General features: G+C 71.3%; 17 protein-coding genes. 8 read left to right on the top strand and 9 right to left on the bottom strand.

The window, feature by feature from the left end:
- The 7 genes from IPQ09_24845 to IPQ09_24815 form a co-directional block, all read right to left on the bottom strand.
- A partial coding sequence (locus IPQ09_24845; GenBank protein ID MBL0197397.1) for a rod shape-determining protein occupies positions 1–980 on the bottom strand: 980 nt, incomplete at its 3' end.
- 158 nt (positions 981–1138) lie between these two features.
- Positions 1139–1300 carry a 50S ribosomal protein L33 gene (rpmG, locus tag IPQ09_24840; protein ID MBL0197396.1) on the bottom strand — a complete coding sequence of 54 codons (162 nt, stop codon included), beginning with the start codon at positions 1298–1300 and terminating at the stop codon, positions 1139–1141.
- 221 nt (positions 1301–1521) lie between these two features.
- Positions 1522–2493: a hypothetical protein gene (locus IPQ09_24835; GenBank protein MBL0197395.1), complete on the bottom strand. Its 972-nt coding sequence runs from the start codon at positions 2491–2493 to the stop codon at positions 1522–1524.
- A gap of 169 nt (positions 2494–2662) precedes the next feature.
- Positions 2663–4273, bottom strand: a complete 1611-nt coding sequence (locus IPQ09_24830) for a HAMP domain-containing histidine kinase (GenBank protein MBL0197394.1) — start codon at positions 4271–4273, stop codon at positions 2663–2665.
- Positions 4274–4357: 84 nt separating this feature from the next.
- Positions 4358–4915 carry a GAF domain-containing protein gene (locus tag IPQ09_24825; GenBank protein ID MBL0197393.1) on the bottom strand — a complete coding sequence of 186 codons (558 nt, stop codon included), beginning with the start codon at positions 4913–4915 and terminating at the stop codon, positions 4358–4360.
- Positions 4916–4917: 2 nt separating this feature from the next.
- The gene (locus IPQ09_24820) at positions 4918–6663 is read right to left on the bottom strand and encodes a hypothetical protein (GenBank protein MBL0197392.1); all 1746 of its coding nucleotides are present in this window, start codon (positions 6661–6663) and stop codon (positions 4918–4920) included.
- 150 nt (positions 6664–6813) lie between these two features.
- The gene (locus IPQ09_24815) at positions 6814–8346 is read right to left on the bottom strand and encodes an ABC transporter permease (GenBank protein ID MBL0197391.1); all 1533 of its coding nucleotides are present in this window, start codon (positions 8344–8346) and stop codon (positions 6814–6816) included.
- A gap of 117 nt (positions 8347–8463) precedes the next feature.
- Between IPQ09_24815 and IPQ09_24810 the strand changes: the two genes are divergently transcribed.
- Positions 8464–10074 (top strand): serine/threonine protein kinase, encoded by a 1611-nt coding sequence (locus IPQ09_24810; protein MBL0197390.1) that lies wholly within the window; start codon positions 8464–8466, stop codon positions 10072–10074.
- Positions 10075–10108: 34 nt separating this feature from the next.
- Here IPQ09_24810 and IPQ09_24805 read toward each other — a convergent pair whose 3' ends face one another.
- Positions 10109–11116, bottom strand: coding sequence for a serine/threonine protein kinase (locus IPQ09_24805; protein MBL0197389.1), 1008 nt, complete (start codon positions 11114–11116; stop codon positions 10109–10111).
- A gap of 172 nt (positions 11117–11288) precedes the next feature.
- On the opposite strand from IPQ09_24805, the gene IPQ09_24800 reads away from it, so the two are divergent.
- The 7 genes from IPQ09_24800 (at position 11289) to IPQ09_24770 (ending at position 22553) form a co-directional block, all read left to right on the top strand.
- Entirely contained in the window at positions 11289–11681 is a 393-nt protein-coding gene (locus tag IPQ09_24800; protein MBL0197388.1) for a CesT family type III secretion system chaperone, read from the top strand.
- Between the two features lie 112 nt (positions 11682–11793).
- Entirely contained in the window at positions 11794–12627 is an 834-nt protein-coding gene (locus IPQ09_24795; GenBank protein ID MBL0197387.1) for a PspA/IM30 family protein, read from the top strand.
- A 298-nt stretch (positions 12628–12925) separates the two neighbouring features.
- Positions 12926–15757 (top strand): cation-translocating P-type ATPase, encoded by a 2832-nt coding sequence (locus IPQ09_24790; GenBank protein MBL0197386.1) that lies wholly within the window; start codon positions 12926–12928, stop codon positions 15755–15757.
- A 78-nt stretch (positions 15758–15835) separates the two neighbouring features.
- A complete protein-coding gene (locus IPQ09_24785; protein ID MBL0197385.1) occupies positions 15836–17956 on the top strand; it encodes a hypothetical protein in 2121 nt (706 codons plus the stop codon).
- Between the two features lie 79 nt (positions 17957–18035).
- Positions 18036–19355 carry a sigma 54-interacting transcriptional regulator gene (locus IPQ09_24780; protein MBL0197384.1) on the top strand — a complete coding sequence of 440 codons (1320 nt, stop codon included), beginning with the start codon at positions 18036–18038 and terminating at the stop codon, positions 19353–19355.
- Positions 19356–19682: 327 nt separating this feature from the next.
- Positions 19683–21488, top strand: coding sequence for a serine/threonine protein kinase (locus tag IPQ09_24775; GenBank protein MBL0197383.1), 1806 nt, complete (start codon positions 19683–19685; stop codon positions 21486–21488).
- A gap of 75 nt (positions 21489–21563) precedes the next feature.
- Positions 21564–22553, top strand: a complete 990-nt coding sequence (locus tag IPQ09_24770) for a hypothetical protein (GenBank protein MBL0197382.1) — start codon at positions 21564–21566, stop codon at positions 22551–22553.
- A 67-nt stretch (positions 22554–22620) separates the two neighbouring features.
- Here IPQ09_24770 and IPQ09_24765 read toward each other — a convergent pair whose 3' ends face one another.
- Complete coding sequence (locus IPQ09_24765; protein ID MBL0197381.1) at positions 22621–23559, bottom strand: ABC transporter ATP-binding protein; 939 nt, start codon at positions 23557–23559, stop codon at positions 22621–22623.
- Between the last annotated feature and the right edge of the window lie 88 nt (positions 23560–23647).

The raw sequence follows: 23647 nt of genomic DNA, 5'->3' as shown, positions 1-23647 counted from the left end.
CCGAGCACGACCGCGCTGATCGGGTCGTCGCAGACCATCACGGGCAGGCCCGTCTCTTCGCGCAGGAGCACGTCGAGGTTCTTGAGCAGCGCGCCGCCGCCGGTGAGCACGATGCCCTTGTCGACGATGTCGGCCGCGAGCTCGGGGGGGGTCTTCTCGAGGGCGAGCAGCACGGCCTCGACGATCGCGTTCGTGGGCTCCGCGAGCGCCTCGCGGATCTCGTCGGAGTTCACGACGACCGTCTTGGGCACGCCCGCGACGAGGTCGCGGCCCTTCACCTCCATCGTGAGCTGCTGGTCGAGCGGGTAGGCGTTGCCGATGGTGATCTTGATGCGCTCGGCGGTCTGCTCGCCGATGGCGAGGTTGTACTTGCGCTTCAGGTACGCCATGATCGCGTCGTCCATCTTGTCGCCGCCGACGCGCACGCTCTGCGAGTACACGATGCCGGCGAGCGAGATGACGGCGACCTCGGTGGTGCCGCCGCCGATGTCGACGACCATGTTGCCGGAGGGCTCGGTGATGGGCAGGCCCGCGCCGATGGCCGCGGCCATGGGCTCCTCGATGAGGTAGACCTCGCGCGCGCCGGCGCTCTCCGCGCTCTCCTTCACCGCGCGCTTCTCGACCTCGGTGATGCCGAAGGGGACGCAGATGATGATGCGCGGCTTCACCAGCGTGCGGCGGTTGTGGGCGCGCGCGATGAAGTACCGCAGCATCGCCTCGGTGATCTCGAAGTCGGCGATGACGCCGTCGCGGAGGGGTCGCACCGCGCGGATGTTGCCCGGCGTGCGGCCGAGCATCTCCTTCGCTTCACGCCCGACCGCGAGGACCTTGTTGCCCCCACGGCTGTCGCGCTGCACCGCGACGACGGAGGGCTCGCACGAGACGATGCCCTTGCCCTTCACGTAGATGAGCGTGTTCGCCGTCCCGAGATCGATGGCGAGATCGTTCGAGAACAGGCCGTAGAGCCAGTCGAAGATCATCGGCGGTCCAATCTCCTCTCGGGGCACGAGGGCCCGTGGTCACCGGAAGCGCGCCAAGCACCGATGCTGGCGCGCGGAAAAGGAAGCGTGACGACCGTCCGCGGCGGGGGCCGGGAGGGCGGAACGGAAGGGAGCGGAAGAGCGAAGCGGGGCCGGGCTCAGCCCTTCGAGATCTTGCCTTCCTTGTGCGGGTGATGCGCGCGGCACGCCGAGCAGAACTTCTTGATCTCGAACTTCTCGGACATCGTCCGCTTGTTCTTGGTGGTCGTGTAGTTGGCGCGGTTGCAGTTCGCGCAGGTCATCTTGATGAGGTCTCGCATGGCCAATCCTTGAACCGAAGTGCGCCCCGACGGCGCGTAGTCGCACGAACACCTGAAAAGCGAAGTGCACCCAAAAGGGAGCCGGTGACTTATCCCGCGAGTTTCATGGAGTCAAGCCTGGCCCGACGATGAGGCCAGCCCGGCCGCCGAGCGGATCCGCTACAAAAAGCGAACGGACGGGCCAGAGCAGCCCGTCCGCCGCGCGCGAGAACTGTGCCGGTCTACTCGTCGTCCCAGTCGTCTGCTTGGGGCTCGTCGCGCTCGCGTTTGGGACGGCGCCCCTCTTCGGAGCCGCCCCCGCCTGGCTTCCGGCGCCGGTCGTCGAAGGTCTTGCGCTGGGGAGGCGGAGCGCCGCCCCCGCCCGCCGGGAAGCCGCCGCCGCCGAAGCCGCCGCCGCCGCCACCACCGAAGCCGCCGCCGCCGCCGCCGCCGCCACCGCCACCGAAGCCGCCGCCGCCGCCACCACCGCCGCCGCCGCCGCCACCACCACCGAAGCCGCCGCCGCCGCCGCCGTACCCGCCGCCCTCGCGAGGCGGGCGCTCACCCTTCGGGTGGGCCAGGTTCACCTTGAGGGGGCGCCCGCGCAGGGTGCCCGTGCGGAGCGCGTCGGCAGCGGCCTTCGCCGCCTCGCTGCTCGACATCGTGACGAAGCCGAAGCCACGCTTCCGACCGTCGGGATCCATGGGCAGGTGAACGCGCACGACCGAGCCCTCTTCCGCCACGACCTCGTTGATGAGGGTCTCGACCTCGAGCGTCGTGCAGTCGTACGGGAGGTTGCCAACGTAGAGGGTGCGGTCGGGGGCGCCTGGGCCCCCCGGGCCACCGCCCCCGCCACCCGGGGCGCCTCCGGTGGGTCCGCCGCCACCGTACGTGCGCTCGCGGCCACCCTCGCGGGGGCCTGGGCCCGCGCCGTCGCGGCGCGGCGGCTCGGCCTGGAACGGCCGCACCGAGATCGACTTGCCCGCCTGGAGCGAGCCGTCGAGGGCCTCTCTCGCGGCCTGTGCCTCCGCCGGTGTGGCCAGCGTCACGAAGCCAAAGCCGCGTGGGCGCCCGGTCTCCCGATCTTTCGGGAGGCTGATGTTGACGACCTTGCCACCGGTCGCCTCGAACAGCTGCTTCAGCACATCTTCCGACACACTATCGGGAAGGCCCGCCACAAACAGCTTCGCCTCCTCGTTCCCATTCGTCGCCATGAAAAAAACCTACTCTCCCGTTCTCCCGAGTTGCTCGGAGGCCGCAGTCACACGTGGGCACGCGCAGGCGAGCCCCGTCGTAGTTGCCGTAGGCCAACGATATCGTGCTTAAGACACGCGTCAACGCGAAATGCAAGGGGCGCGCGCCGCCGCGGCCGGCCGGGGGCGTTCAGGCGGCGCGTGGGGGCGCGGGCCCCGTGCGGCGAGGTACACAGAAGCGGAACGTCGCCCCGTGCCCGAGCCCGCTGTCGACCCAAGCTCGGCCGCGGTGGCTCTCGGCGATGTGCTGCACGAGCGACAGGCCGATGCCGCTGCCTCGGACGGCGCCTTTCCCGTCGCGGGCGGTCGCCGACGAGCCGCGGACGAAGCGCTCGAAGATACGCTGGCGCTCGGCCTCGGGGATCCCTGGGCCCTGGTCGGTCACGGACACTGTGACGTCGTCGCCGACCCGGCTGACGGAGACGGCGACCTCCTTGCCGTCGGGCGCATATTTTAGCGCATTGTCAAGTAGGTTGATGACCACGAGCTCGATGGCCCGCGCGTCGAGCAGCACCTCCGGCAGGCGTTCCTCGACCTCGAGCGTGAGCGTCACGCCCTCGCGCTCCGCGCGGTAGCGGTACACGTTCACGGCGCGGCGGACGGCCTCCCCCAAATCGCCCGGAGAGAAATCGTAGCTCGCGCGACCTCGCTCGACCCGGGCGAAGTCGAGCACGTTCTCGATGAGGCTCGAGAGCCGCTCGCTCTCGCTCACGATGACGTTGAGGTACTCCATGCGCTTCTCCTCGTTCTTGACGCGCCCGCTCTGGAGCATCTCGGCGAACATGCGGACGAGGGCGAGCGGGGTCTTGAGCTCATGGCTGACGTTCGCGACGAACTCGCTCTTCAGCGCCGAGGCCTGGCGCTCGGTCTCGGCGGCGAGCAGGATCGTGAGCACCCCGGCCACGAGCACGACGAACGACAGGCCGACCGTCGCGATCTCGAGCACGCGTCGTCGCTTCACGTTGACGGTGAACTCGTCCTCGCCGACCGGCGAGACCTGCACGCGCCAGTTGTAGAGCGTCGTCGGGAAGCGCACGCCGACGGTGAAGCCGCCGCTGCGGAGCGGGGGCCCGAAGACGATGCGGCCCTCTTCGTCGACGATGTTCGCGCGGCTCGTGTTCTGCGCCAGGAGCGCCCCCGGGACCGAGCGATCCCCGTAGAGGGTCGGCAGGGTCTCCTTCACGATGCGCCCGATGTCGTGCCACGCCACGATCGTGTAGGTGCGCGCGTCGCTTGGGCGGAGCCAGTACGAGATGAGGTAGCTCTCCGCGCCGTAGGTCCGGTGCAGGTGCCGCAGCGCCTCGACCGCGGGTGGCATGTCGTCGAGCAGCCGCTCGGTCAGCAGCCGCCGAAATGCCTCTTCCTCGGCGAACGGTCCGCGCGCGCGGGATGCGAAGGCGACCACCGTGCGCGTCTCGTCGAGCACCAGGATGGCTCGCACCGAGGGCGTCTCGCGCTGGGCCGTAGGCAGCCAGCGCTCGGTGAGGTGCTCCGCTTGCGCGGGGTCCGCGATCGCGAGCACGACGTTGTCTTGATCGATGATCTGGCGGTCGAGGCGGGTCGCCTTCTCGTTGGCGAGCGCGAGCGTGGCCTCGAGGACCGACTGCTTGCGGAGCGTGTCGAGCTGGAGCGTGGTCCGAAAGGTGAAGTAGGCGAGGACCGCGACCGCGACGATGACGGCCGGCAGAAGGACGAAGCGGGTCAGGCGGTCCCGCCGGGATCGCTCAGCCTCGCGCGCCACGGCGTTCCTCCGCGGGCTCCGCGGGGAAGCGGGGTCGCCGCGCGCCGCGTGCCTCTCGCGTCCGCGAGCTCAAGGGAATCTAGCTCAGCCTTGGGCCGCGCGTGCGCGACCGTGATCGAACACCAGGCCTCGTGAGGACAGGAACTCGGCGAATTGTTCGGCGATGTAGGTGAGCGCGTTCGCCTCGGCCTGCGTGAACGGCGCGCCGTCGGACGGGTTGACGAGCTCGAGGATGGCGAGCGCGCGGCCCGCGACGAAGACGGGGCAGAGCACGACGCTCGTGGCCCCGCCCAGCGTCATGTAGCGGCTCGTCAGCGCGTCGTTGGCGTCCTTGAGGATGGCCTTCTTGGTGCGGACGGCCGCCGACAGCAGGGGCTCCGCCTCGAGGTGGCGCTTGCCGACGAGGTCCTCCGTGTCCTCGCCCTTGGCGCGGACCAGCACGAACTCGCGCTTCTCGACGTCGAAGAAGTGGGCGTAGCCAGCCCGCGAGGGGATGACGCCGATCGCGAGCTGGAGGCAGAAATCGGCGCCTTGGATGGCGTCCTGGAGGAAGTGGAGGTCGTGCATCGCCTCGAACAAGGTGGCGATGAGCTCGTCGCCCGAGACCCGCGTGCCCGTCTGTGATCGGGGCGGGATGACCACGGTCACGTTCCCCGGGGGGGGCGTGAAGGGGGACTCGGCATCGGAGCGCGCGGGGGCGGGCGCCGGCGCCGGCGGCACCATCGCGACGGCCCCGGGGCCCGGCGTGAAGCGTGGCAGCACCAGAGGCCCCGCCGGAGCGGGCGCGGGGGCGGGAGGCGGGACGCTCTGGGGGCGCGCGACCGGGGCGGGAGGCGGGACGCTCTGGGGGCGCGCGACGGGGGCGGGAGGTGGCACGCTCTGAGGGCGCGCGGCGGGGGCGGGAGGTGGCACGCTCGCGGGTCGGGAGGCGGGGGCGGGAGGCGGGACGCTCGCGGGTCGGGTGGCGGGGGCGGGAGGCGGGACGCTCGCGGGTCGGGGCGCGGGGCTTGCGGACGCGGGGCTTGCGGACGCGGGGCTCGCGGACGCGAGTGTGTGCGGGGCGGGGGCCGGCGCGTTCGGCGGGAGAGGCTCGACCAGCTGCGGCACGCCGAGCAAGGTCGCGGCGCCGCGGCCCGGGCGCGCGGGGCCGGCCGCTCCGCCGTGCGCTCGAGATCGGCGGGCACGACGATGCGGAGGGGTTCTTCGGTGCGCCCCTCGGCGGGGCGGATCGCGCGCGTGTCGTCGAGCGTGGTGACGGGCTCCACGAGCGTCTGCTTGACGGCCGCGGGCGGCGCTGCGGCCGCTGGCGCTCCCGCCGGCGCGCTGGACGCTTTGGATCCCGGGGCTGCGCGCCTCGGGAAGTGGACCGTTGGATCGCCGCGCCAGTCCTTCCAGGTGAGCGTCGCGAGCGGAGGCTTGCTGGCCTTCCCCTCGAACCGCTCGTCGAACACTGCGAGCTGCACCAGCTTCCCGGTCTGCGCGGTGCCTAGGGCGGCCTGCACCAGCTCGAGCTGCGCGAGCAGCAACCCGACCGCGGCTCCCTCCTTCGTCCCTGCTTGCACCAGGAAGGCGTACTCCCGGTAGCTCAGGGGGAGGCTCTCGGTGGGCGAGTGCTCTCGACGCGACAGCACCTCCAGCCCCGACCCGACGGCGGCTGCGTTGTCGGGCACAGGCTCAGCCGGGGCGCCCTGCGGCGCCACCGGCGCGGGCACGGGCACCACGGGAACCTCTACGGTCGCGCTCTCGAAGACGTTGCGACTCGCGTTTCCCGCGACGTCGAGCGGATCCACGGTCTTCACCGTGGTGTCGAGGTCGGTGGAGTTCGCGAGCGACGCGGGCAGGGCGCGCGGCGCCGACGGCTTCGTGGCGGTGGCAGGTGCGGCGCTCGTCCCGCCGGGTCGCGGAGCCGCTGCGCCTGGCGCAGCCGCCGCGGGCTTCGCGCCCACCGCGGGCTTGGAGCCGACGGCGGCGGAGGCGGCGGGCTTGGACCCGACGGCCTGGGCAGGCCCGGCGGCGACCGCAGGCTTGGAGCCAACGGCCGGCTTGGGGCCAGCGGCGGCCGGCACGGCAGGGGCAGTCGCGGAAGGCTTGGTGGTGGCGCCAGGAGCGGCCGACCCCGCCGAAGCCGCGGCCGGCGCGGCCGCCTGGTTGTCGAGGGGCGTCAGCGCCGCGGTGTCGGTCGTTCGCTTGACGACGAAGCGCAGGCGCGCCACCGGATCGACGGCCCGGTAGCCCGCCTCCAGCAGCTCGATGGAGAACCCGCTCATCGGGCTGGTCTCGCCCCGGTGGGCGCGGACGAGCTGGAGGGCTCGCTGCCAGGTCTCTGCTTCGACGCAGAAGGACTGCGGGTCGCCCTTCCCAATCGCCGACACCTCGACGAGCCATCGCATGAAGAATCGCGCCCCTTTCGGTGGTTACGCTCGCACCGCCGCCGACGGCGGCCAATGAAAGAGGCACAGTAGCTCCGATTGCCGCCGACTGGACCGACTTTCTCGAGAGGAAGCGGACGAGAACGGCGCGGGGCGATGTCTCTAGGTGCCTTATTCCGCCCGCAGCCCGTCGGCGGGCCGCATGCGGGACGCGTAGAGCGCGGGGACGATGGTGGCCACGCTGCTGATGAACACGGCGATGGCGCCCGTGATGAGGAACTCGTTCGGCCGAATGAGGACCGGCAAGTGCGAGATGAAGTAGACCTTGGGGTCGAGTGGGAAAGGGTAGGCCGCGATGGCTCGGCAGCAGGCGTACCCCAGGAGGAGACCCAGCCCCGTCCCCACGACGCCGATGAGCGTGCCCTGGTAGAGGAAGATGCGGAGGATGGCGCGGTCGGTCGCGCCCAGGGCCTTCAAGAGGGCGATCTCCCGCTTCTTGTCGAGCACGACCATGATGAGCACCGCCACGACGGTGAACGCCGCCACGAGGATGTTCAGGGCGAGCATGAAGCTCATCCCGATTTGCTGGATGAGGAGCGCCGTGAAGAGGCCATGGTTGAGCTCCCGCCAGTCGAGCGTGTGGTAGACGCCGTTGGCGAGGCGACGGTCGATTTCCTTCGCGATGGCCCCGGAGTTGTCGATGTCGTCGATGGTCATCTCGACCCCCGTGACGCTGTCGCCCTGGTCGTAGAAGCCCTGGGCCTCGTAGAGGTCGGTGTACACCAGCTTGGAGTCGTACTGGTCGAAGCCGGCCTCGAAGACCGCGATGACGCGGAACTGCTTCGCGATCGGCGGTCGCGCACCGCTCGCGCCGAGGGAGACGCCGATGGTCGGCGAGGTGATCTGCAGGCAGTCGCCGAGCTTCACGCCGAGCTGTCGGCCGAGCGTCCGCCCGATCACCACGCCGGGCAGCTTCTTGATCTGCTCCGGGCTCTTGCACGGATCGGGATCGACCGACTCGGGGAGGACGTCGTCGTCGTTCGTGGGGAGCTGGCTCGCGTAGCCGCCGTCGGGCGTGACGGCGCCGACGACCGTCGGGGCCGGGGCCGCGGTCGGTGCGGCCGCGTCGTCGGGCGCGCCGGCGTCCGAGCGATCGGGATCGAGCCCCGCCGCGTGCAGATCGCCGAGGACCGAGCGGCTCGCGCCGCCATCGCGGGCGCCCGAGTTGGACGGGAAAGGGTCGAACGGCTCGACCCGTCGCTCGGGCGGCTTCGCGCCCGGCTTTCGCAGGCCGTCCAGGTTTCCCTCGACGATGTGCCTCGGGAGGTCGAGCACCTTCGGCATGAACTCGGGGTCGACGCCCTTCAGCAGCACCCCGGTGGCCGTGCGGCCCCCGTGGGTGACCATCATCGGGTTGATGATGAACGGCGCGACGCCCTTGACGCCGGGCACGTCGGCGACCTTCTTCATGACGTCCGGGTACTCGCGGAAGTCGACCGAGTATTTCAGCACGAGGACGTGGGCGTTCACCCCGAGCACCTTGTCCCGGAACTGCTTCTGGAATCCGCCCGTGACGCTCATGACCGTCGCGAGCGCCGCGACGCCGATCATCACCCCGAACATCGCGAACGCGGTCCCGACCGAAATGAAGGAGCGCTTCTTCGAGACGAGGTAACGGAGAGCGACGGTGAGGGGGTAGCCCATGAACGCGTGGTGCAGTTACCACGAAACCGCACGCCGTCGCGAGCGCCGCGCCGCCCGACCCCCGGCGAGAACCTGCGCGCTTGGCGCGCCAGGCTGGCCGAGGGTAGAGTTGGCCGCATGGCGAGGGACCCGGACGGAGACACGCTCCACATCGTCGGGGGCCCCGCGCAGGCGCCCCCGTCTGCGGGGGCCGATCCGTACCTCGGCACCGTAATCGAGGGGCGGTACCTCGTGGACTCGGTGCTGGGCGAAGGCGGCATGGGCATCGTCTACGCCGGGCGCCACCGCACCCTGGCCAAGCGCGTGGCCATCAAGGTGCTCAAGCGGGAGCTCGCCGACGATCGTGACATGCTCGAGCGGTTCTTCAACGAAGCGCGCGCGGCGTCGTCGATCGGCTCGCCCCACATCGCCGACGTCGCCGATTTCGGCATGCTCCCGGACGGGGCCGCGTACTTCGTCATGGAGTACCTCGACGGCGTGAGCCTCGGCGGGCTGCTCGACCAGCTCCGGATGATCCCCACCCCGCGGCTCCTCAAGATCGCTCGCCAGATGGCCGTGGGTCTGTCTGCCGCGCACGCCGCTGGCATCGTCCACCGCGACCTCAAGCCCGACAACATCATGCTCGTGTCGCGGGGGGGCGAGAACGATTTCGTCAAGATACTTGACTTCGGCATCGCGAAGGTCACCCACGCGGCGACGCGGCTCACGCGGACCGGCAGCGTGTTCGGCACGCCGCACTACATGTCCCCGGAGCAGGCCGCCGGGCTCTCGGTCGACAGCCGTGGCGATCTCTACGCCATGGGCATCATCCTCTACGAGATGGCCTGCGGGCGGGTGCCGTTCGACTCCGACAATTACATGGGCATCCTGACCCAGCACATGTACAAGGCGCCGCCCGCGCCGCGGACGCTCGTGGTGCCTCCGAACGCCGTCTCCCCCGGGCTCGAGGCGATCATCCTGAAGTGCCTCACCAAGAAGCCGGAGGGGCGCTACGCCACGGCCGACGAGCTCGTCGCCGACCTCGACCTCTTGCTCGCGGGGCAGCCCCCGAAGGCGGTGGGCGAGCTCATGGCGCGCTCGGGCAATTTCAACGCTCCGGCCGACTACTTCCACGGCGCCGCCGCGAGCACCATGCTCCCGCAGTCTCGCGGAGGGGGCGGCCGCCTCGGGATCGCGCTGGGCCTCGGCATGGGGGTCCTCCTCGCGATCGCCGCGGTCGTTGCGTTCGCCCTGCGCGACAAGGGCGCTGGCGCGCAACCCACCATCCGCGCGCTCGCGCCCCCCCCCTCCGCTTCGACGAGCGCCGCGGTCGCGGTCGTCGTGGCGTCGGCGGCCCCCGTCGTCACGAAGCGCGTCGTGATCGTCGCGATCGAGCCCGTCGACGCGCAGGTGGCGCTCCCGTCGGGGACGCTGGTGCACGTGGAGCGCGGCTTCGCCCACGTCTCGCTCGCGCCGGGTGAGAGCGTGAAGCTCACGGTCTCGCGCGCGGGTTACGCGCGGCAGGAGCTGGTGGTCGGGCCCGCGTCGGCCGACGCCGAGCGGGTCGCGCTCGCGGCCGAGCCGAAGGCGCCCGTAGGAGTGACGACCGCCCACCCGACGGCCCCCCGTGTCGCGCCCCCGCCGCCGTCCGCGAGCGCCGCACCGCCGCCTCCGAAGCAGCGCCCCGAGTGGTGCGCCAAGATGAAGACTTCGGATCCGACCTTCAGACATTTCCCCGAGTGCAGGTAGTCGGCGCCGCGCGGTCCCGCTCCGGTGCCTGCAGTCAGCGCCGATACGGCAGCTCGTAGTCGTCGGCGAACGTGCCTTGCGTCGGCTCGGCGGGTTCGGGGGCCGGCTCGCCGACGCTGCGCGGCCGGTGCCTCACGTCGTCCATCGCGGTGGACACCGCGCGCCAGGCGGTGAGGGTCTCGGCGGCCGTGCGGAAGCGGTTCTCGCGCTCGCGGGCCATGAGCTTGCCCAGGAACCGCTCGATCGCCTGGGGCCACTCGTCACCGGTCGTGGAGGTGAGGCTGGGCGGATCGCGATCGAGCTTCAGCGCCACCAGCGTGAGCGCGTTCGTGCCCTCGAACGGGAGTCGCCCGGTGAGCCCGCGGAACGCGACGGCGCCGAGCGCGTACAGATCGGCGCGCTCGTCGACGCGCGCCGAGCCCCGCACCTGCTCGGGCGCCATGTAGGCAAAGCTGCCCAAGGTCGCGTCGAACGCGGTGAGCGAGGGCTCGTTGCGGTCGGCCGCCGGGCGGAGCTTGGAGACCCCGAAGTCGAGGATGCGGGTGCGCTCCTCGCGCGCCCCGCCCGCGAGCTCCGCGTGCGTCAGCTTTCGCTTCTCGACGAACAGGTTCGCGGGCTTGATGTCGCGGTGGATGACGCGGGCGTCGTGCGCCGCGATGAGGCCCTGCAGCGCGTCGTCGACGATCGGGACCACCTCGGAGAACGCGAGGTACTGCTCGCGGCGGAGTCGCTCGTCGAGCCCCTCGCCCACCAGGCGCTCGAAGGCTATCCAGAGGCGCCCGTCCCGCTCTTTCCCCGAGCCGAGCACCGCGGCGACGTACTCCGAATGGATGCTGCGGGCGATCTCCGCCTCGCGGTTGAAGCGCGCCACGAGGTCGGGATCCTTCGCGGCGCGGTCGTGGAGCACCTTGATGGCGACCTTCTCGCCGCGGCGCCCCTCGCCCGCGTACACCTCGCCCATGCCGCCCTGTCCCAAGAGCCGGCGAATGCGGAACTTACCGCCGAGGATGGTCCCCGACGGGATCCTGGAGTCCGCCACCATGTGGCCGGAAACGTAGCACAGCGCGCGGGCGATTTCGTTTGAAAGCGGAATGGACGCCGAAGCCTGGCGGTATGCCGTAGAGTGGTCACGTTCCTTCCCGTTGCGTTGAGCGGGGCGGAGGTGGGGCGCGCTCGCGCCCACGGAACGCGATCATCTGCACGCGAGGGGTAGAATGCGCACGGAGAAAGACGTCGAGGCGTACCTGACCAAGATGAACCGGCGGTTCTCGCCGCTGGAGGACGGGACCTACGTCCTCGGCGCGACGAGCGAGGCGGCCCCGCCCATCGCCCTACACGTAGACCCGCCCCTCGTCGTGACGCGGGTCAACGTCGGCAAGGCGCCCGCCGAGGGCGGCTCCGAGTTTTTTCGTCGGCTCCTGTCGCTGAACGCCAGCACGCTCGTGCACACGAGCTTCGGCCTGGAGGAAGACAACGTCGTGCTCACGAGCGCGCTCGAGCTCCAGAACCTCGACTACAACGAGCTCGAGGCGCTGCTCGACGAGATCGACGTGACCTTGGCGCAGCAAGTGCCCGCGCTGGTGGAGCTCTCCCGAGCGCCAAGCTGAGCCCCGCGCCGCCGCCGAGCGCGGTGGCGTCCCCCCAATCTTTACGTGTCCACGTGGGGAGCGCGCTGGCGCTCCCGCAACGGCCAATCCCTCGAGCCCGCGAGATCCATCCATGGGAATATTCAGCCGCCTGGCGCAGCTCATCAAGTCGAACCTGAACGACCTCATCAGCAAGTCCGAAGACCCGGAGAAGATGCTGAACCAGGTCGTCGTCGACATGAACAACCAGCTCGTCGAGGCGAAGAAGCAGGTCGCCGTCGCCATCGCCGACGAGAAGAGGCTCGCGAAGCAGCACGAGCAGGAGGCCGCGAACGCGGCCGAATGGGAGCGCCGCGCGATGATGGCCCTCCGCGCCGGCAACGAAGAGCTCGCGAAAGAGGCGCTCTCGCGCAAGAAGGAGCACGACGAGCTCGCGCAGACCTTCAACGATCAGTGGTCGAAGCAGAAGGCCTCCGTCGATCAGCTGAAGCGGGCGCTCCGCATGCTGAACGACAAGATCGAGGAGGCGAAGCGCAAGAAGAACGTGCTCGTGGCGCGGAAGAAGCGCGCCGAGGCTCAGAAGTCTATCCAAGAGACCAGGCACGGCCTCAAGGACCAGAGCGCGTTCGAGACCTTCGATCGCATGTCCGCCAAGATCGACCAGCTCGAGGCGGAGGCCGAGGCGGGCGCCGAGCTGCAGGAGGAGTACTCGGGCGACGTGCTCGCCTCTCGCTTCCAGTCCCTCGAGCGGGACGCCGGAGCCGAGGACGAGCTGGCGGCGCTCAAGCGCAAGATGGGGCTCGCCCCGGCGGAGGCCCCCAAGGCCCCCGAGGTGGGGGTCCAGGCGCGCGTGCAGGCGCCCGCCGCGCCCCCGCCCGCCGCCTCCTCGAAGGAGGAGGACGAGCTCGCTGCCGCGCTCGAGGAGATGGAAGCCGAGGCGGCCGGCCAGCAACGCAAGGCGCGGTAGCAGAGCGAGAAAACATAAGTAGTGTCGCGCTCTTGGGCGGGATCTTGGGCGCGGATCCCGCCGTTTCGACCGCGCGGCGCTGGGCGAGACGTAGGCGCGCTCGGCGTTCAGCCTGGCCGAACCGTCATGAAGCGCGCCGCGTTTCCTTGCGCGGGGCGAGACACGCGCGAGGGGGCTGCGTCGGCGCGGCGGGACGGCGTCCACGCTCCGCGGGCGAGCGGCGGGGCTCCGCTGCGTGGCGGCGCCGCCGAAGGCGCTTACAAAAGTGCCCAGGCTCTTGCATGATGGCGCCCCCCCTTTGGAACGTACCCCGCCCAGCGCAACCACACCCGCCGGGGGCTCGGCGCCCACGGCGTTCCACGTCGAGGCCCCCGAGGTCCTGCTCGAGCGCCTGAAGGCCACCCCCGTGGGCCTCACCGCGAAGGAGGCGGCCGCTCGCCTGCTCACCGCGGGCCCGAACGAGCTCCCGGCGCCGCCGCCGCCGAGCGCCTTGAAGCAGTTCTTCGGGCAGTTCGCGAACCCCATCGTCGGGACCCTGCTGGTGGCTGGCGTCGTGGCCGTGGTGAATGGTGCCGGCAACGCGCAGGAGGGCTTCCTCTCACGCTGGGGTGACGCGATCTCGATCGTCCTCATCGTCGTGCTGAACGCGGTGCTCGGGTACGTGCAGGAGCGCCGCGCGGGGGCCGCGCTCGACGCCCTCCAGAAGATGCTCTCGCCCTCGGCGCGCGTGCTGCGCGACGAGCTCCCCACGGTCGTCCCGGCGCGGGAGGTCGTGCCCGGCGACATCCTCGAGGTCGAGCCCGGCGACGCCATCGCGGCCGACGCGCGCATCCTCCAGGCGATCGATCTGTCGGTCGACGAGGCCTCCCTGACGGGCGAGTCGGTGCCCGCCACCAAAGACGCGCGCGCGGAGCTCGCGATCGACGCGCCGCTCGGCGACCAAGCCACGATGCTCTTCGTCGGCACCCTCGTCGTGCGCGGGAAGGGGCGCGCGCTCGTGGTGGCGACCGGCCCCGAAACCCAGCTCGGGAAGGTCTCCACGCTCATGAGCGCGCCGCGCGAGAGCACTACGCCCCTCGAGGAGCGCCTCGAGCACTTCGGCAAGCGCATCCTGTGGGCGTGCCTCGTGCTTTCGGCGCTGATTTTCGCCTGGGGTCTCTACCTAGGCAAGGAGACCTGGCAGCAGATCCTCCTCGGAGCCGTGAGCCTCGCGGTCGCGGCCATCCCCGAGGGGCTCCCCGCCATCACCACCATCACGCTCGCGCTCGGCATGCAGCGCATGGCGAAGCGTGGGGCGATCGTGCGGAAGCTCGCCGCGGTCGAGACGCTCGGCAGCGCCACGGTCATCTGCACCGACAAGACCGGGACGCTCACCCAGAACGAGATGACCGTCCGCGAGGTGTTCTGCGGGGGGCGGAGCTACGACGTCACCGGCACGGGCTACGAGCCCGTCGGCGAGCTCATGAACGTCGACGGCTCGCCTGCGGACACCGACTACGCGCCGCTGCGTCACCTGCTCGCCAGCGTCGCCCTGGCGAACTCGGCCCGCCTCGAAGTAGGCGAGGGGGGGCGCCACCGGGTCGTGGGCGATCCCACCGAGGGCGCGCTGCTGACGCTCTCCGCGAAGGGTGGGCAGCCCAAGGAGTCGGTGCTCCCGAGCCACCGAATCCTGAAGGAGCTGCCCTTCGACAGCGATCGAAAGCGCATGACCGTGCTCACTCTCGACGCCAAGGGGCGCGAGATCGTCCACACGAAGGGCAGCACCGACGTGCTCCTGCCGCTGTGCCACGCGCACGAGACCGCGGAGGGGATCGTCGAGCTCACCGACGAGCAGCGCGCGGTGATCCAGGGGGAGGCCGACCGCATGAGCGGAGAGGCCCTCCGCGTGCTGGCGGTCGCCCGGCGCGAGCTCCCTCGGCACGTGCACGACGACGCGAGCGCCGATCACCACGGCGATCTCGAGCAGCGGCTCTGCTTCCTCGGCCTCGTCGCCATGATCGATCCGCCGCGCGTCGGGGTGAAGGAGGCCGTGCGGGCCTGCGCCGACGCCGGCGTGCGCGCGGTGATGATCACCGGCGATCACAAGCTCACCGCGGTCGCGATCGCGCGCGAGCTCGGCCTGTGGGAGGAGGGCGCGATCGCCCTCACGGGGACCGAGCTCGCCGCGCTCTCCGACGAGGCGCTGGCGGCGCGTATCGACGCGGCCCGCGTGTTCGCGCGCGTCACCGCCGAGCAGAAGCTTCGCATCGTGCGGGCCTTCAAGGCGCGCGGGCACGTGGTCGCGATGACCGGCGACGGCGTGAACGACGCCCCCGCGCTGCGCGAAGCGCACATCGGCGTGGCGATGGGCAAGGACGGCACCGACGTGGCGCGCGGCGCGGCCGACATGGTGCTCGCCGACGACAACTTCGCGACGATCGTCGAGGCCGTCCGCGAGGGCCGGGCGATCTGGCGAAACATCCAGAAGTTCATCTTCTTCCTGCTCTCGTCGAACGCCGGGCTCGTCGTCACGGTCTTCGTCGCCGCGTTCCTCCCTGGGCTGCCGCCGCTGCGCCCCATCATGATCTTGTGGATCAACCTCGTGACCAACGGGCTCCCCGCGCTCGCGCTCGGCGTGGACCCGCCCGACGACTCCCAGATGCTCGAGCCTCCGCGCGAGGTTGCGGCCGGGCTGCTCGGAAAGCGCGAGTATTTCGGCATCGCGTTCGTGGGGGTGGTGATGGGGGGGCTCGGGGTGGCCTGCTACCTGTACCCATGGGAGCTCGGGCCTGGCGTCGCGGAGCCCGAGCGGGTGCTCTACGGGCGAGCCTTGGCGTTCTCTCTCCTCGCGCTGTCGCCCCTGTTCCACGCGTTCAGCTGCCGGTCAGCGACCCGCTCGATCTTCAAGCTCCGTCCAGGCTTCTCGGGGCCGCTGCTCATCGCCGTGGCGCTCAGCGCTGCGATCCACCTCGTCTCGGTGCTGGTCCCGAGCCTCCGGGTGGTCTTCCAGACCTACGCGTTGACGGGCGCCCACTGGCTCGTGCTGGTCGTGCTCTCGATCCTCATCGTCCCGGTGATCGAAGGCACGAAGGTGCTTCAGCGCGTGGCGGTCGTCGGAAAGAGCCTGGGGCCCATGTCGCGGCGTGCGTGACCGATGGCCACGTCGGCGGCGAGAGCGGTTGGCGGAAACGCTCGCTCGTCCGCGACCTTTGACTATCCTGTCGGCCCAATGGCTCCTCCAGTGTCCGAGCGCTCGCCTTCGTCTGCGTTCCGCTCTCTCCGCTCGCACCCCGCGCTCGGCTCGCGCCCCGCGCTCGGCTCGCTCGGCTCACTCCGTCGGCTGACCGCGCTCACCTCCGCGTCGCTCGCGATCGCGTGTGGGGGGGCTCAGGCGCCGAGACCGAACACGCCGAGGCCCGCCGCTCCCGACTCGATCGCCGCCGCGGCGGCCGCGCAAGGCGGCCTGCCGTCCCTCGGCGACGGCGCGGGCGCGTCCGGCTACGAGTCGACGCTGGTGGGCCCGCTCAGGGCCGAGCTCATCGACGAAGCGGCACCGGTGAAGCTCGACGGGCTGCTGAAGGAGTGGCAGCCGCGCAGCCCGACCGAGCGCCTCCGCGGCGCGACCGAGGGCCGCGCGTTCGCGGTGGCGCTCCAATACGACGGCGCCAAGGTGTACCTCGCCGGAGAGATCACCGATCCGAATTACGTGCGAACTGCACGCTTTTCCGAGCACGAGGATCGCGTGTCGGTGGCGCTCGCGTTCCCCTCGGCGGGCGGACGCTACAAAGTGTACGAGCTGTCGATCTTCCCGGGCAAGGCGGGCGAGACCGCCGGCAGCGTGCGCTACGCCGCCGGGCCGTCGAAGGGGCAGGCGGTCCCCTCCGCCAAGGTCGTGGACGCGCCGCAGGAGCGCGGGCTCACGTTCGAGGCGGTCGTGCCGTGGGCCACCTTCGCCGAGGCCTCGACCGTGCGGGTCGGGCTCCGCGCCGCCGTGCGCTACCACGACGGTGACGGTACGAAGGAGCTCGGCGTGCTCGGCACCGGTCCGGGGGGCGAGTCTGCCCCTACGGAGCTCCCCGCGCTGCCGACGGCCGCCGAGCGCGCCGTGGTGGACGGGCTCCTCGAGCCGAACGGGCTCGCGAAGGCCGTGCCGAAGATCGACCTCATCGTCGACATCACGGGTGACGCGATGAAGGAGCGCGTGAGCGTCTTCGACCGCTACGTCACCGTCTGTGGACCGGGCTACCGCGGGGGCAAGCAGTTCTTCTACCGCCAGCTCGTTGGCGACGTGGCGCGCCTCGAGGCGCGCGACCTCGGGGGACGCGGGAAAGACTCGCTCCTCGTCCGCAGCCGGATCGCCCACGGCGGTGCCGAGCGCGAGGCGTTCGAGGTGTGGGCCTTCCCGCACGACGAGCCCGAGACTCTCTTCGCGCACGAGGTCGCCGCAGGCCGGGGCGCCAACAAGCTCGTGAATTCCCTGCGGATTTCGCGCTCGGAGATCGAGGTGTCGGTGGAGCCCGCGGTCGGCTGGGTCGCCGAGAGCTACCGCGAGCCGGCCCTCGGAGGGGACGTGCTGCCGCTGCTGCTCCCGTGGGGCACGGTGAAATCGCGGCTCTATCGGTTCGACGGGCATCGTTTCCAGCGGGCCTCGGAGGTCGCGCAAGACGGGCCCAAGGCGTCGGCCGCGCCCGCGGCGACGCCGCCCGTTCCCCGTGATCTCCCCACGCCGCCCGTCGCCAACGGCGGCGACCTCGGCCGCCGCCTCTTCGAGCAGTACCTGACCGACCAGCAGGTGGCCCGGGGCACGCGCCCGAAGGTCGACCTCCAGGTCCAGGCGCACGGCGATCCGCGCCCCGAGCGCGTCGCCCTGGTGGGCCGCGACCTCGTGGTGCTCGGGCCCGGCTACAAGGGCGGCACGCAGTACGCGTTCGTGCGTCTGTCGGACTTCGCCGCGGCGGAGGACATTGGCGAGGTCACCGCCCGCGATCTCACCGGCGACGGGCTCGCCGAGGTGCTCGTGCGCGGGAAGGTGAAGCCATCGCCCGGCGTCGAGAGCGACGTCCTCCTGGTGTACTCGGCGGCCGGCGACCGGATCGTCCGTCTGCTCGGCGTGGAGACCGGGCGGGAGGCGGGCGGGGCGCGCGCGCAGGGGCTCGTGCAGTTCGTGCCGAACAAGACGCGAGGCTTCGACGTGGACGTTCGCCCAGGCGTCGTGCGCGGCTGCACCGAGCGCACGTGCGTCTTCGTGGAGGGCGAGCCGACGGCCCAGACCGTGCCGGTGCTCCTGCCGTGGGGGAAGACCCGCCACGTGCGGCTCGTCTGGAACGGCACGGCGTTCGCCATCCAGTAGGCGCGCGCGAGCGTCGGGCGCCCTCCGCCGGGGATCTCTTTGCGTCATCCGCTCGGATTCATGTTAAAAACGGCGAACCGTGGAAAACACCATCGTCGCCAAGGGACGCCTGGAGGTCCGAGGCGGTACGCTCTCGGTCAAGCGGGGCGCCGGCAACAAGTCGAAGCTCGAGATCGGCCCCGAGATCACCGTGATCGGCCGCAACGAGGCGTGCGATCTCGTGCTCGACGACAAGCGCGTGAGCGCGGTCCACGTCGAGCTCATCGCGACCGAGCGCGGGGTCCGGGTGCGCGACCTCGGCTCGCGCAACGGCACCTTCCTCGGTGACACCCGCGTCGGTGAGGTCTATCTCCTGAAGCCCACCGTGTTCTCGGTCGGCGAGTCGGTCCTCGAGTTCACGCCGAGCACGCCCGAGACCGTCGAGATCCCCGAGGTGGCCGCGTTCGGCCCGCTCGTGGGGTCGAGCGCGGGCATGCGCGCCGTGTTCGAGCGCTGCCGCAAGGCCGCGCCGACCGAGCTCACGGTGCTCATCCTCGGGGAGACCGGCTGCGGCAAGGAGCTCGTCGCGCAGGCCATCCACCAGGCGTCCACCCGCGCGCACAAGCCCTTCGTCGTGGTGGACTGCGGCTCCATCCCGCCCTCGCTCGCGGAGAGCGCGCTCTTCGGCCACGAGCGCGGCAGCTTCACCGGCGCGGTCGACAAGCGCATCTCGCCCTTCGTCGAGGCCGACGGCGGCACGATCTTCCTCGACGAGCTCGGGGAGCTCCCGGTCGACGTGCAGCCGAAGCTGCTTCGCGCGCTCGCCGAGCAGCGCATCAAGAGCGTCGGTTCGAACAACTACAAGCCCGTGAACGTGCGGGTCATCGCCGCCACCCGCCGCGATCTCGTGCGCGAGGTGAACGCCGGCACGTTCCGGAGCGACCTTTATTTCCGTGTGGCGCAGCTCCGCGTCGAGCTGCCGCCGCTCCGCGAGCGCCTCGAAGACATCCCGGCGCTCGTGCGCAAGATGATGATCGACATCGGCGACAAGGAGGCCTACGCGCGCATCACGAGCGACTCGCTCGAGCGGCTCATGCGCCACGACTGGCCTGGCAACGTGCGCGAGCTGCGCAACGTCATCTCGGTCGCGCTCGCCTTCGGCAAGGAGGGGCCGCTCGACCTCGCGCAGCACCTCGCGCCGCTCGTGGCCTCGAGCGACTCGACCCCCACCCGCGGGCGCACCTTCCAAGACGCGAAGCGCGACGTGCTCGCGCGGTTCGAGCGCGAGTACTTCACGGCGCTGTACGCCGAGTGCAGCGGCAACGTGAGCGAGATTGGGCGGCGCTCCGCCATGGAGCGCGCGCACGTGCGCGGCTACCTCCGCCGCCACGGAATCGGCGATCCGAAGGCCGGCGGTTAAGGCTGCCCGCCCGCGCGTGCGTGTCGACTTCTACCCGTCGCCTCGGTTCATGGCCATCCGCGGGGAGGCAGGCTCGTGAAGCGCGCGCCAACCGCGGGGCGAGGGCAAATGCGAGCGGAGCCGGGCGCGTGGCACGAATCGCAGGGGGTGAATCGTGCATGCGGCTGCGCGAAGCGCAGCGAAAATAGGAACAGTGTCGACTGCTTGGATGAGCGCCAAGCCAGGGGACACCTCAGCGTTTCTGCCTAATCGGGGCGCTCGTGGGAGGCCGAGACGCTGCGCGCCTCGCGGGACCGCGACTGGAAAAGCCGCTACGCTTCCGGCGCCATGGTGGCGAAGCTGAGCCCCGTACCGCGCGCGCCGCGCCTGCCGTCTCTCGCGAAGTACGAGCTCCTCGGCGAGCTCGGACACGGCGGCATGGCCACGGTGTACCGCGCGCACGACCCGCGACTCGGCAGGGACGTCGCCGTCAAGCTGCTGCACGCGCACCTTCGGGAGTCCGTGGAAGTGGCGGCCCGGTTCGCGACCGAGGCGCGGGCCGTCGCGAAGCTCCGGCACCCCAACATCGTGGAGGTGTTCGACGTCTCCGGCGACGAGGACGACGAGCAGTTTCTCGTCGTAGAGCTCGTCCGCGGACCGAGCATGCGGCGGCTGCTGGCCGAACACGGCGCGCTGCCACCGGAGGTGGGGTGCGCGATCGTGCTCGACGTCCTCGGGGCGCTCGCGAGCGCTCACGACGCGGGGGTCGTGCATCGCGACGTGAAACCCGAGAACGTCCTCATCGAGCATCGCGCGCTCGACGGCGACGTTTCTGGCGATCTTCTTGGGCACCGAGTTCGCGTAAAGCTTACGGATTTTGGCATCGCGAAGCTGCTGGACGTGCAGGGCGTGACCTCCACGGGCCAGGTGCTCGGGAGCCCCGCGCACATGGCCCCCGAGCAGATCGACGGCTCCGAGGTCGACGAGCGCGCCGACGTGTTCGGCGCCGGTGTGCTGCTCTACGAGTGCCTGGTGGGGCACCTGCCGTTCGAGGGCCAGAACCCCGCCCAAGTCCTGAGGCGTGTGCTCGACGGGATCTACGCGAAGGCCGAGGCCGAGCGCCCGGTGGTGGGTACGGCGCTGTCGGCGATCTGCGATCGCGCGCTCGCCCGAGAGCCCGCGGACCGTTACCCGACCGTCCGCGCCATGCGCGACGCGCTGGTGGCCGAGCTCGCCCGCCTCGACTTTGGCGAGCCCCGCGCCGAGCTCGAGGCCTGGCTCGACGACCCCGAGGGCTACGAGGGCCGGCACTCGGCGAAGATGGTCGAGCGCCTCTGCGCGCTCGGAGCGGAGCGCCGCCGTCGCGGCGACGCGCTCGCGGCCGCCGCCGACTACAACCGCGCGCTCGCCTTCGCGCCGCACGACTCGCAGCTGCTCCGGGTCGTCACGAGCCTGCAGCGCCGCAGCAGGCGCGTCGCGTTCGTCCGGCGGCTCGCGCCGCTCCTCCTGGTGGCGGTGTGCGCGGGGGTGAGCGCGTTCGGCGCGACACGACGCCTCCGGCGAGCAACGCCCCCGCCGCCTGTCGCGGTCGTCCCCTCCGCGTCGGTCGCGCCCTCGGCGAGCGCAGCGCCGCCCGAGCCCTCGAGCGAGCTCGCCGCGCCCTCCGCGCCCCCGCGCACGCCCGCCCGCCCGACCGTGATCACGCGTCCACCCCCGCCGAAGACCCGCGCCGTCACCTTCGTGCGGCTCCTCCCGGTCGCCGGCGTCCTCGTGGCGGTCGACGGGAGCCCGGCGGGCCCGGCATCCACCGATCGCGTGCTCACGGTCGACGACAAAGCCCACGAGCTGACGTTCTCGTGCGCGCAGGACATGTGCCTCCCGGAGAGGCGCTTCCTGCCCGCGGGCGAGGCGCCCGAGCGGCTCGTCGTCTCGCTCAAGATCCGTGACGCGCGCCTGACGGTCAACGGCGATCCGGCCCGCACCTACGGCATCGTGAGCCGGCCGGGCCTCACGTTCCGCGCGGGCTCGGTCGTCTCGGTCGCGATGAGCACGGGCGCAGCGCCGTTCCGCGTCATCGAGCTCGAGACTCAGCGGGTGACGCCCGTCTACCTGAAGAGCGGCCAGCTCGTGACGGCGAGCTTCGAGGCCGAGTAGGCGCGCCGGCGCCGTCCCCGAGGCGGCCGCCAAAGAGAACACCCGCGCCCGAAATTGTGCGAACCTGCGGCCCTGGTGCGCGACCATCGGAGACCGGCGACCCGGGCCCTCGGCGTGCTCGCGGCGCTCGCCGTGGGCGCGGCGCTCTGCGTGGCCACCCCCGCCCGCGCTGACGTCCAGTCCGACATCGAGAAGGGGCGCGCCGCCTACGTCGCGAAGAACTACGCCGAGGCGGAGCCCCATTTTCGGCGGGCCCTCGACCCCGCGGAGACCTCGCGTGATCCGTCGCAGACGTCGGTGTCACGCATGTTCCTCGGGGCGATCGCCGTGGCGCGCGGGCGCCGGGAGGACGCGGGCAAGCTCTTCGAGACCCTGCTCCTCGACGATCAGCTCTACGAGCCCGATCCGCTGAGCTTCCCGACCGACGTCATCAACCTCTTCATCGACACGCGGGCGCAGCTTCGCGAGCGTCTGAACGCGGCGGCGGCCGAGCGCGCCCGGCAGGAGGCGGCGAGGCGTCAGCGCGAAGAGGTGGCGCGCAAGAGCAAGGAGGACTGGCTGCGGCGGGTGCAGCTGCTCGCCGCGGAGGAGAAGGTCACCGTGAAGAGCTCGCGGCTCGCCGCGATGCTGCCGTTCGGGGTCGGGCAGCTCCAGAACGGCCAGCGCGCGCTCGGGTACACCCTGCTCGTCGCGGAGGGAGTGCTCGTGGCTGGCACCGCGCTCACGCTCCCGTTCTATGTGTCCGCCCAGGCGTCCGCCGCCGAGGACTACGCGCGCGGCGATCCCGAGCGCCGCGCGCAGGCCTACAAGGACCGCGCGGCCTCCATTCGCGCCGTGAACCTCGCGCTCGCGGGCGGGTTCGTGGCCGTCGCCATCGCGGGGGTGGTGCAGGCGCAGCTCGCGTTCGTGCCCGAGCGCGTCGAGGTGCGCAAGCGCTCGCTGCCGCCCGAGCCCGACGGCGCCCCGGCGAGTGCGAAGGTGGGGAGAGCGCCGCACACCGTCGTTTTCCCGTCGCTCGCGCCTGTCGAGGGCGGCGGCGTCGCGGGCCTCTCGGGGAGGTTCTAGCGTTGCGACGAAGGCACGCGGTCGACGAGCACCGCCAGGGCGCCCGGACCCACCTCACCGCGAGGCCTCAGATGGCGCGGCGCACGAAGATGTCCTCGAGCGTCTCGCGGTGAGCGACCACGCTCTCGACGCGCGCGTTTGCCTCGAGCGCTGCCTCGAGGACGGCGCGCACGCGGTCGTCGCCCTCCGCCTGGAGCGCCCAGGACCGCCCGAGCGAGCGCGGCTCGAAGCCGCTCGTGCGCAGCGCGTCGAGCAGCGCGTCGCTCGCGTCGCCGAGCGTGATCTCGCGGAGGCCGCCCGATTCGCCGAGGAGCTCGCGCATGGTGCCCGCGACGACGACCTCGCCCTTCTTCAGGATGCTCACCCGGTCGCACAGCATCTCCACGTCGCTCAAGATGTGGCTCGAGAAGAGCACGGTGCGGCCCCCACGCTGCTCGTCCAGAATGAGGTCGCGGACCTCCTTGCGGCCCACCGGGTCGAGGCCGCTCATCGGCTCGTCGAGGATGAGCATCTCCGGGTCGTGGATGAGCGCGGCGGCGAGCCCGACCCGCTGGAGCATGCCCTTGGAGAGCGCGCGCACCGCGCGGTCTATCGCGTAGAGCACGCCCACGCGATCGAGCACCTCCGGGACGCGCTTCTGCAGGGTCCGCCCGGGGACGTCGTTCAGGCGGCCCGCGAGCGTGACGAACTCGCGCGGGGTCAAGTACGGGTAAACATAAGGGTTTTCTGGAAGAAAACCGACGCGCCCCATCGCGTCGCTCGAGGGAACGGGGAGCCCGAGCAGGGAGGCGCGGCCGCCGGTGGGCGAGATGAGGCCCGTCAGCATCTTGATGGTCGTCGTCTTGCCCGCGCCGTTGGGCCCCAAGAAGCCGAAGATCTCGCCCCTCCGCACCTCGAAGGAGACCTCCTTCACCGCGTGCACCTTCTTCCCGGAGAACGGCTTCTTGAACGTCTTCGAGAGCTTGCTCACGGAGAGCACGACTTCGGGGCGGGCGGGCTCGGCCATCGCCGCCCAGCATACGGGAGGTTGGCCGCCCACGCATCTGCGCCCGACGTGACACAACTTGACTGTCCGCAGCCCACGCGCGCGGGTC

It is taken from the genome of Myxococcales bacterium (assembly GCA_016720545.1).
In the GTDB taxonomy this organism is placed as follows: Bacteria; Myxococcota_A; Polyangia; order Polyangiales; family Polyangiaceae; genus JAAFHV01.
This window is presented reverse-complemented; position numbering and strand designations above follow the sequence as displayed.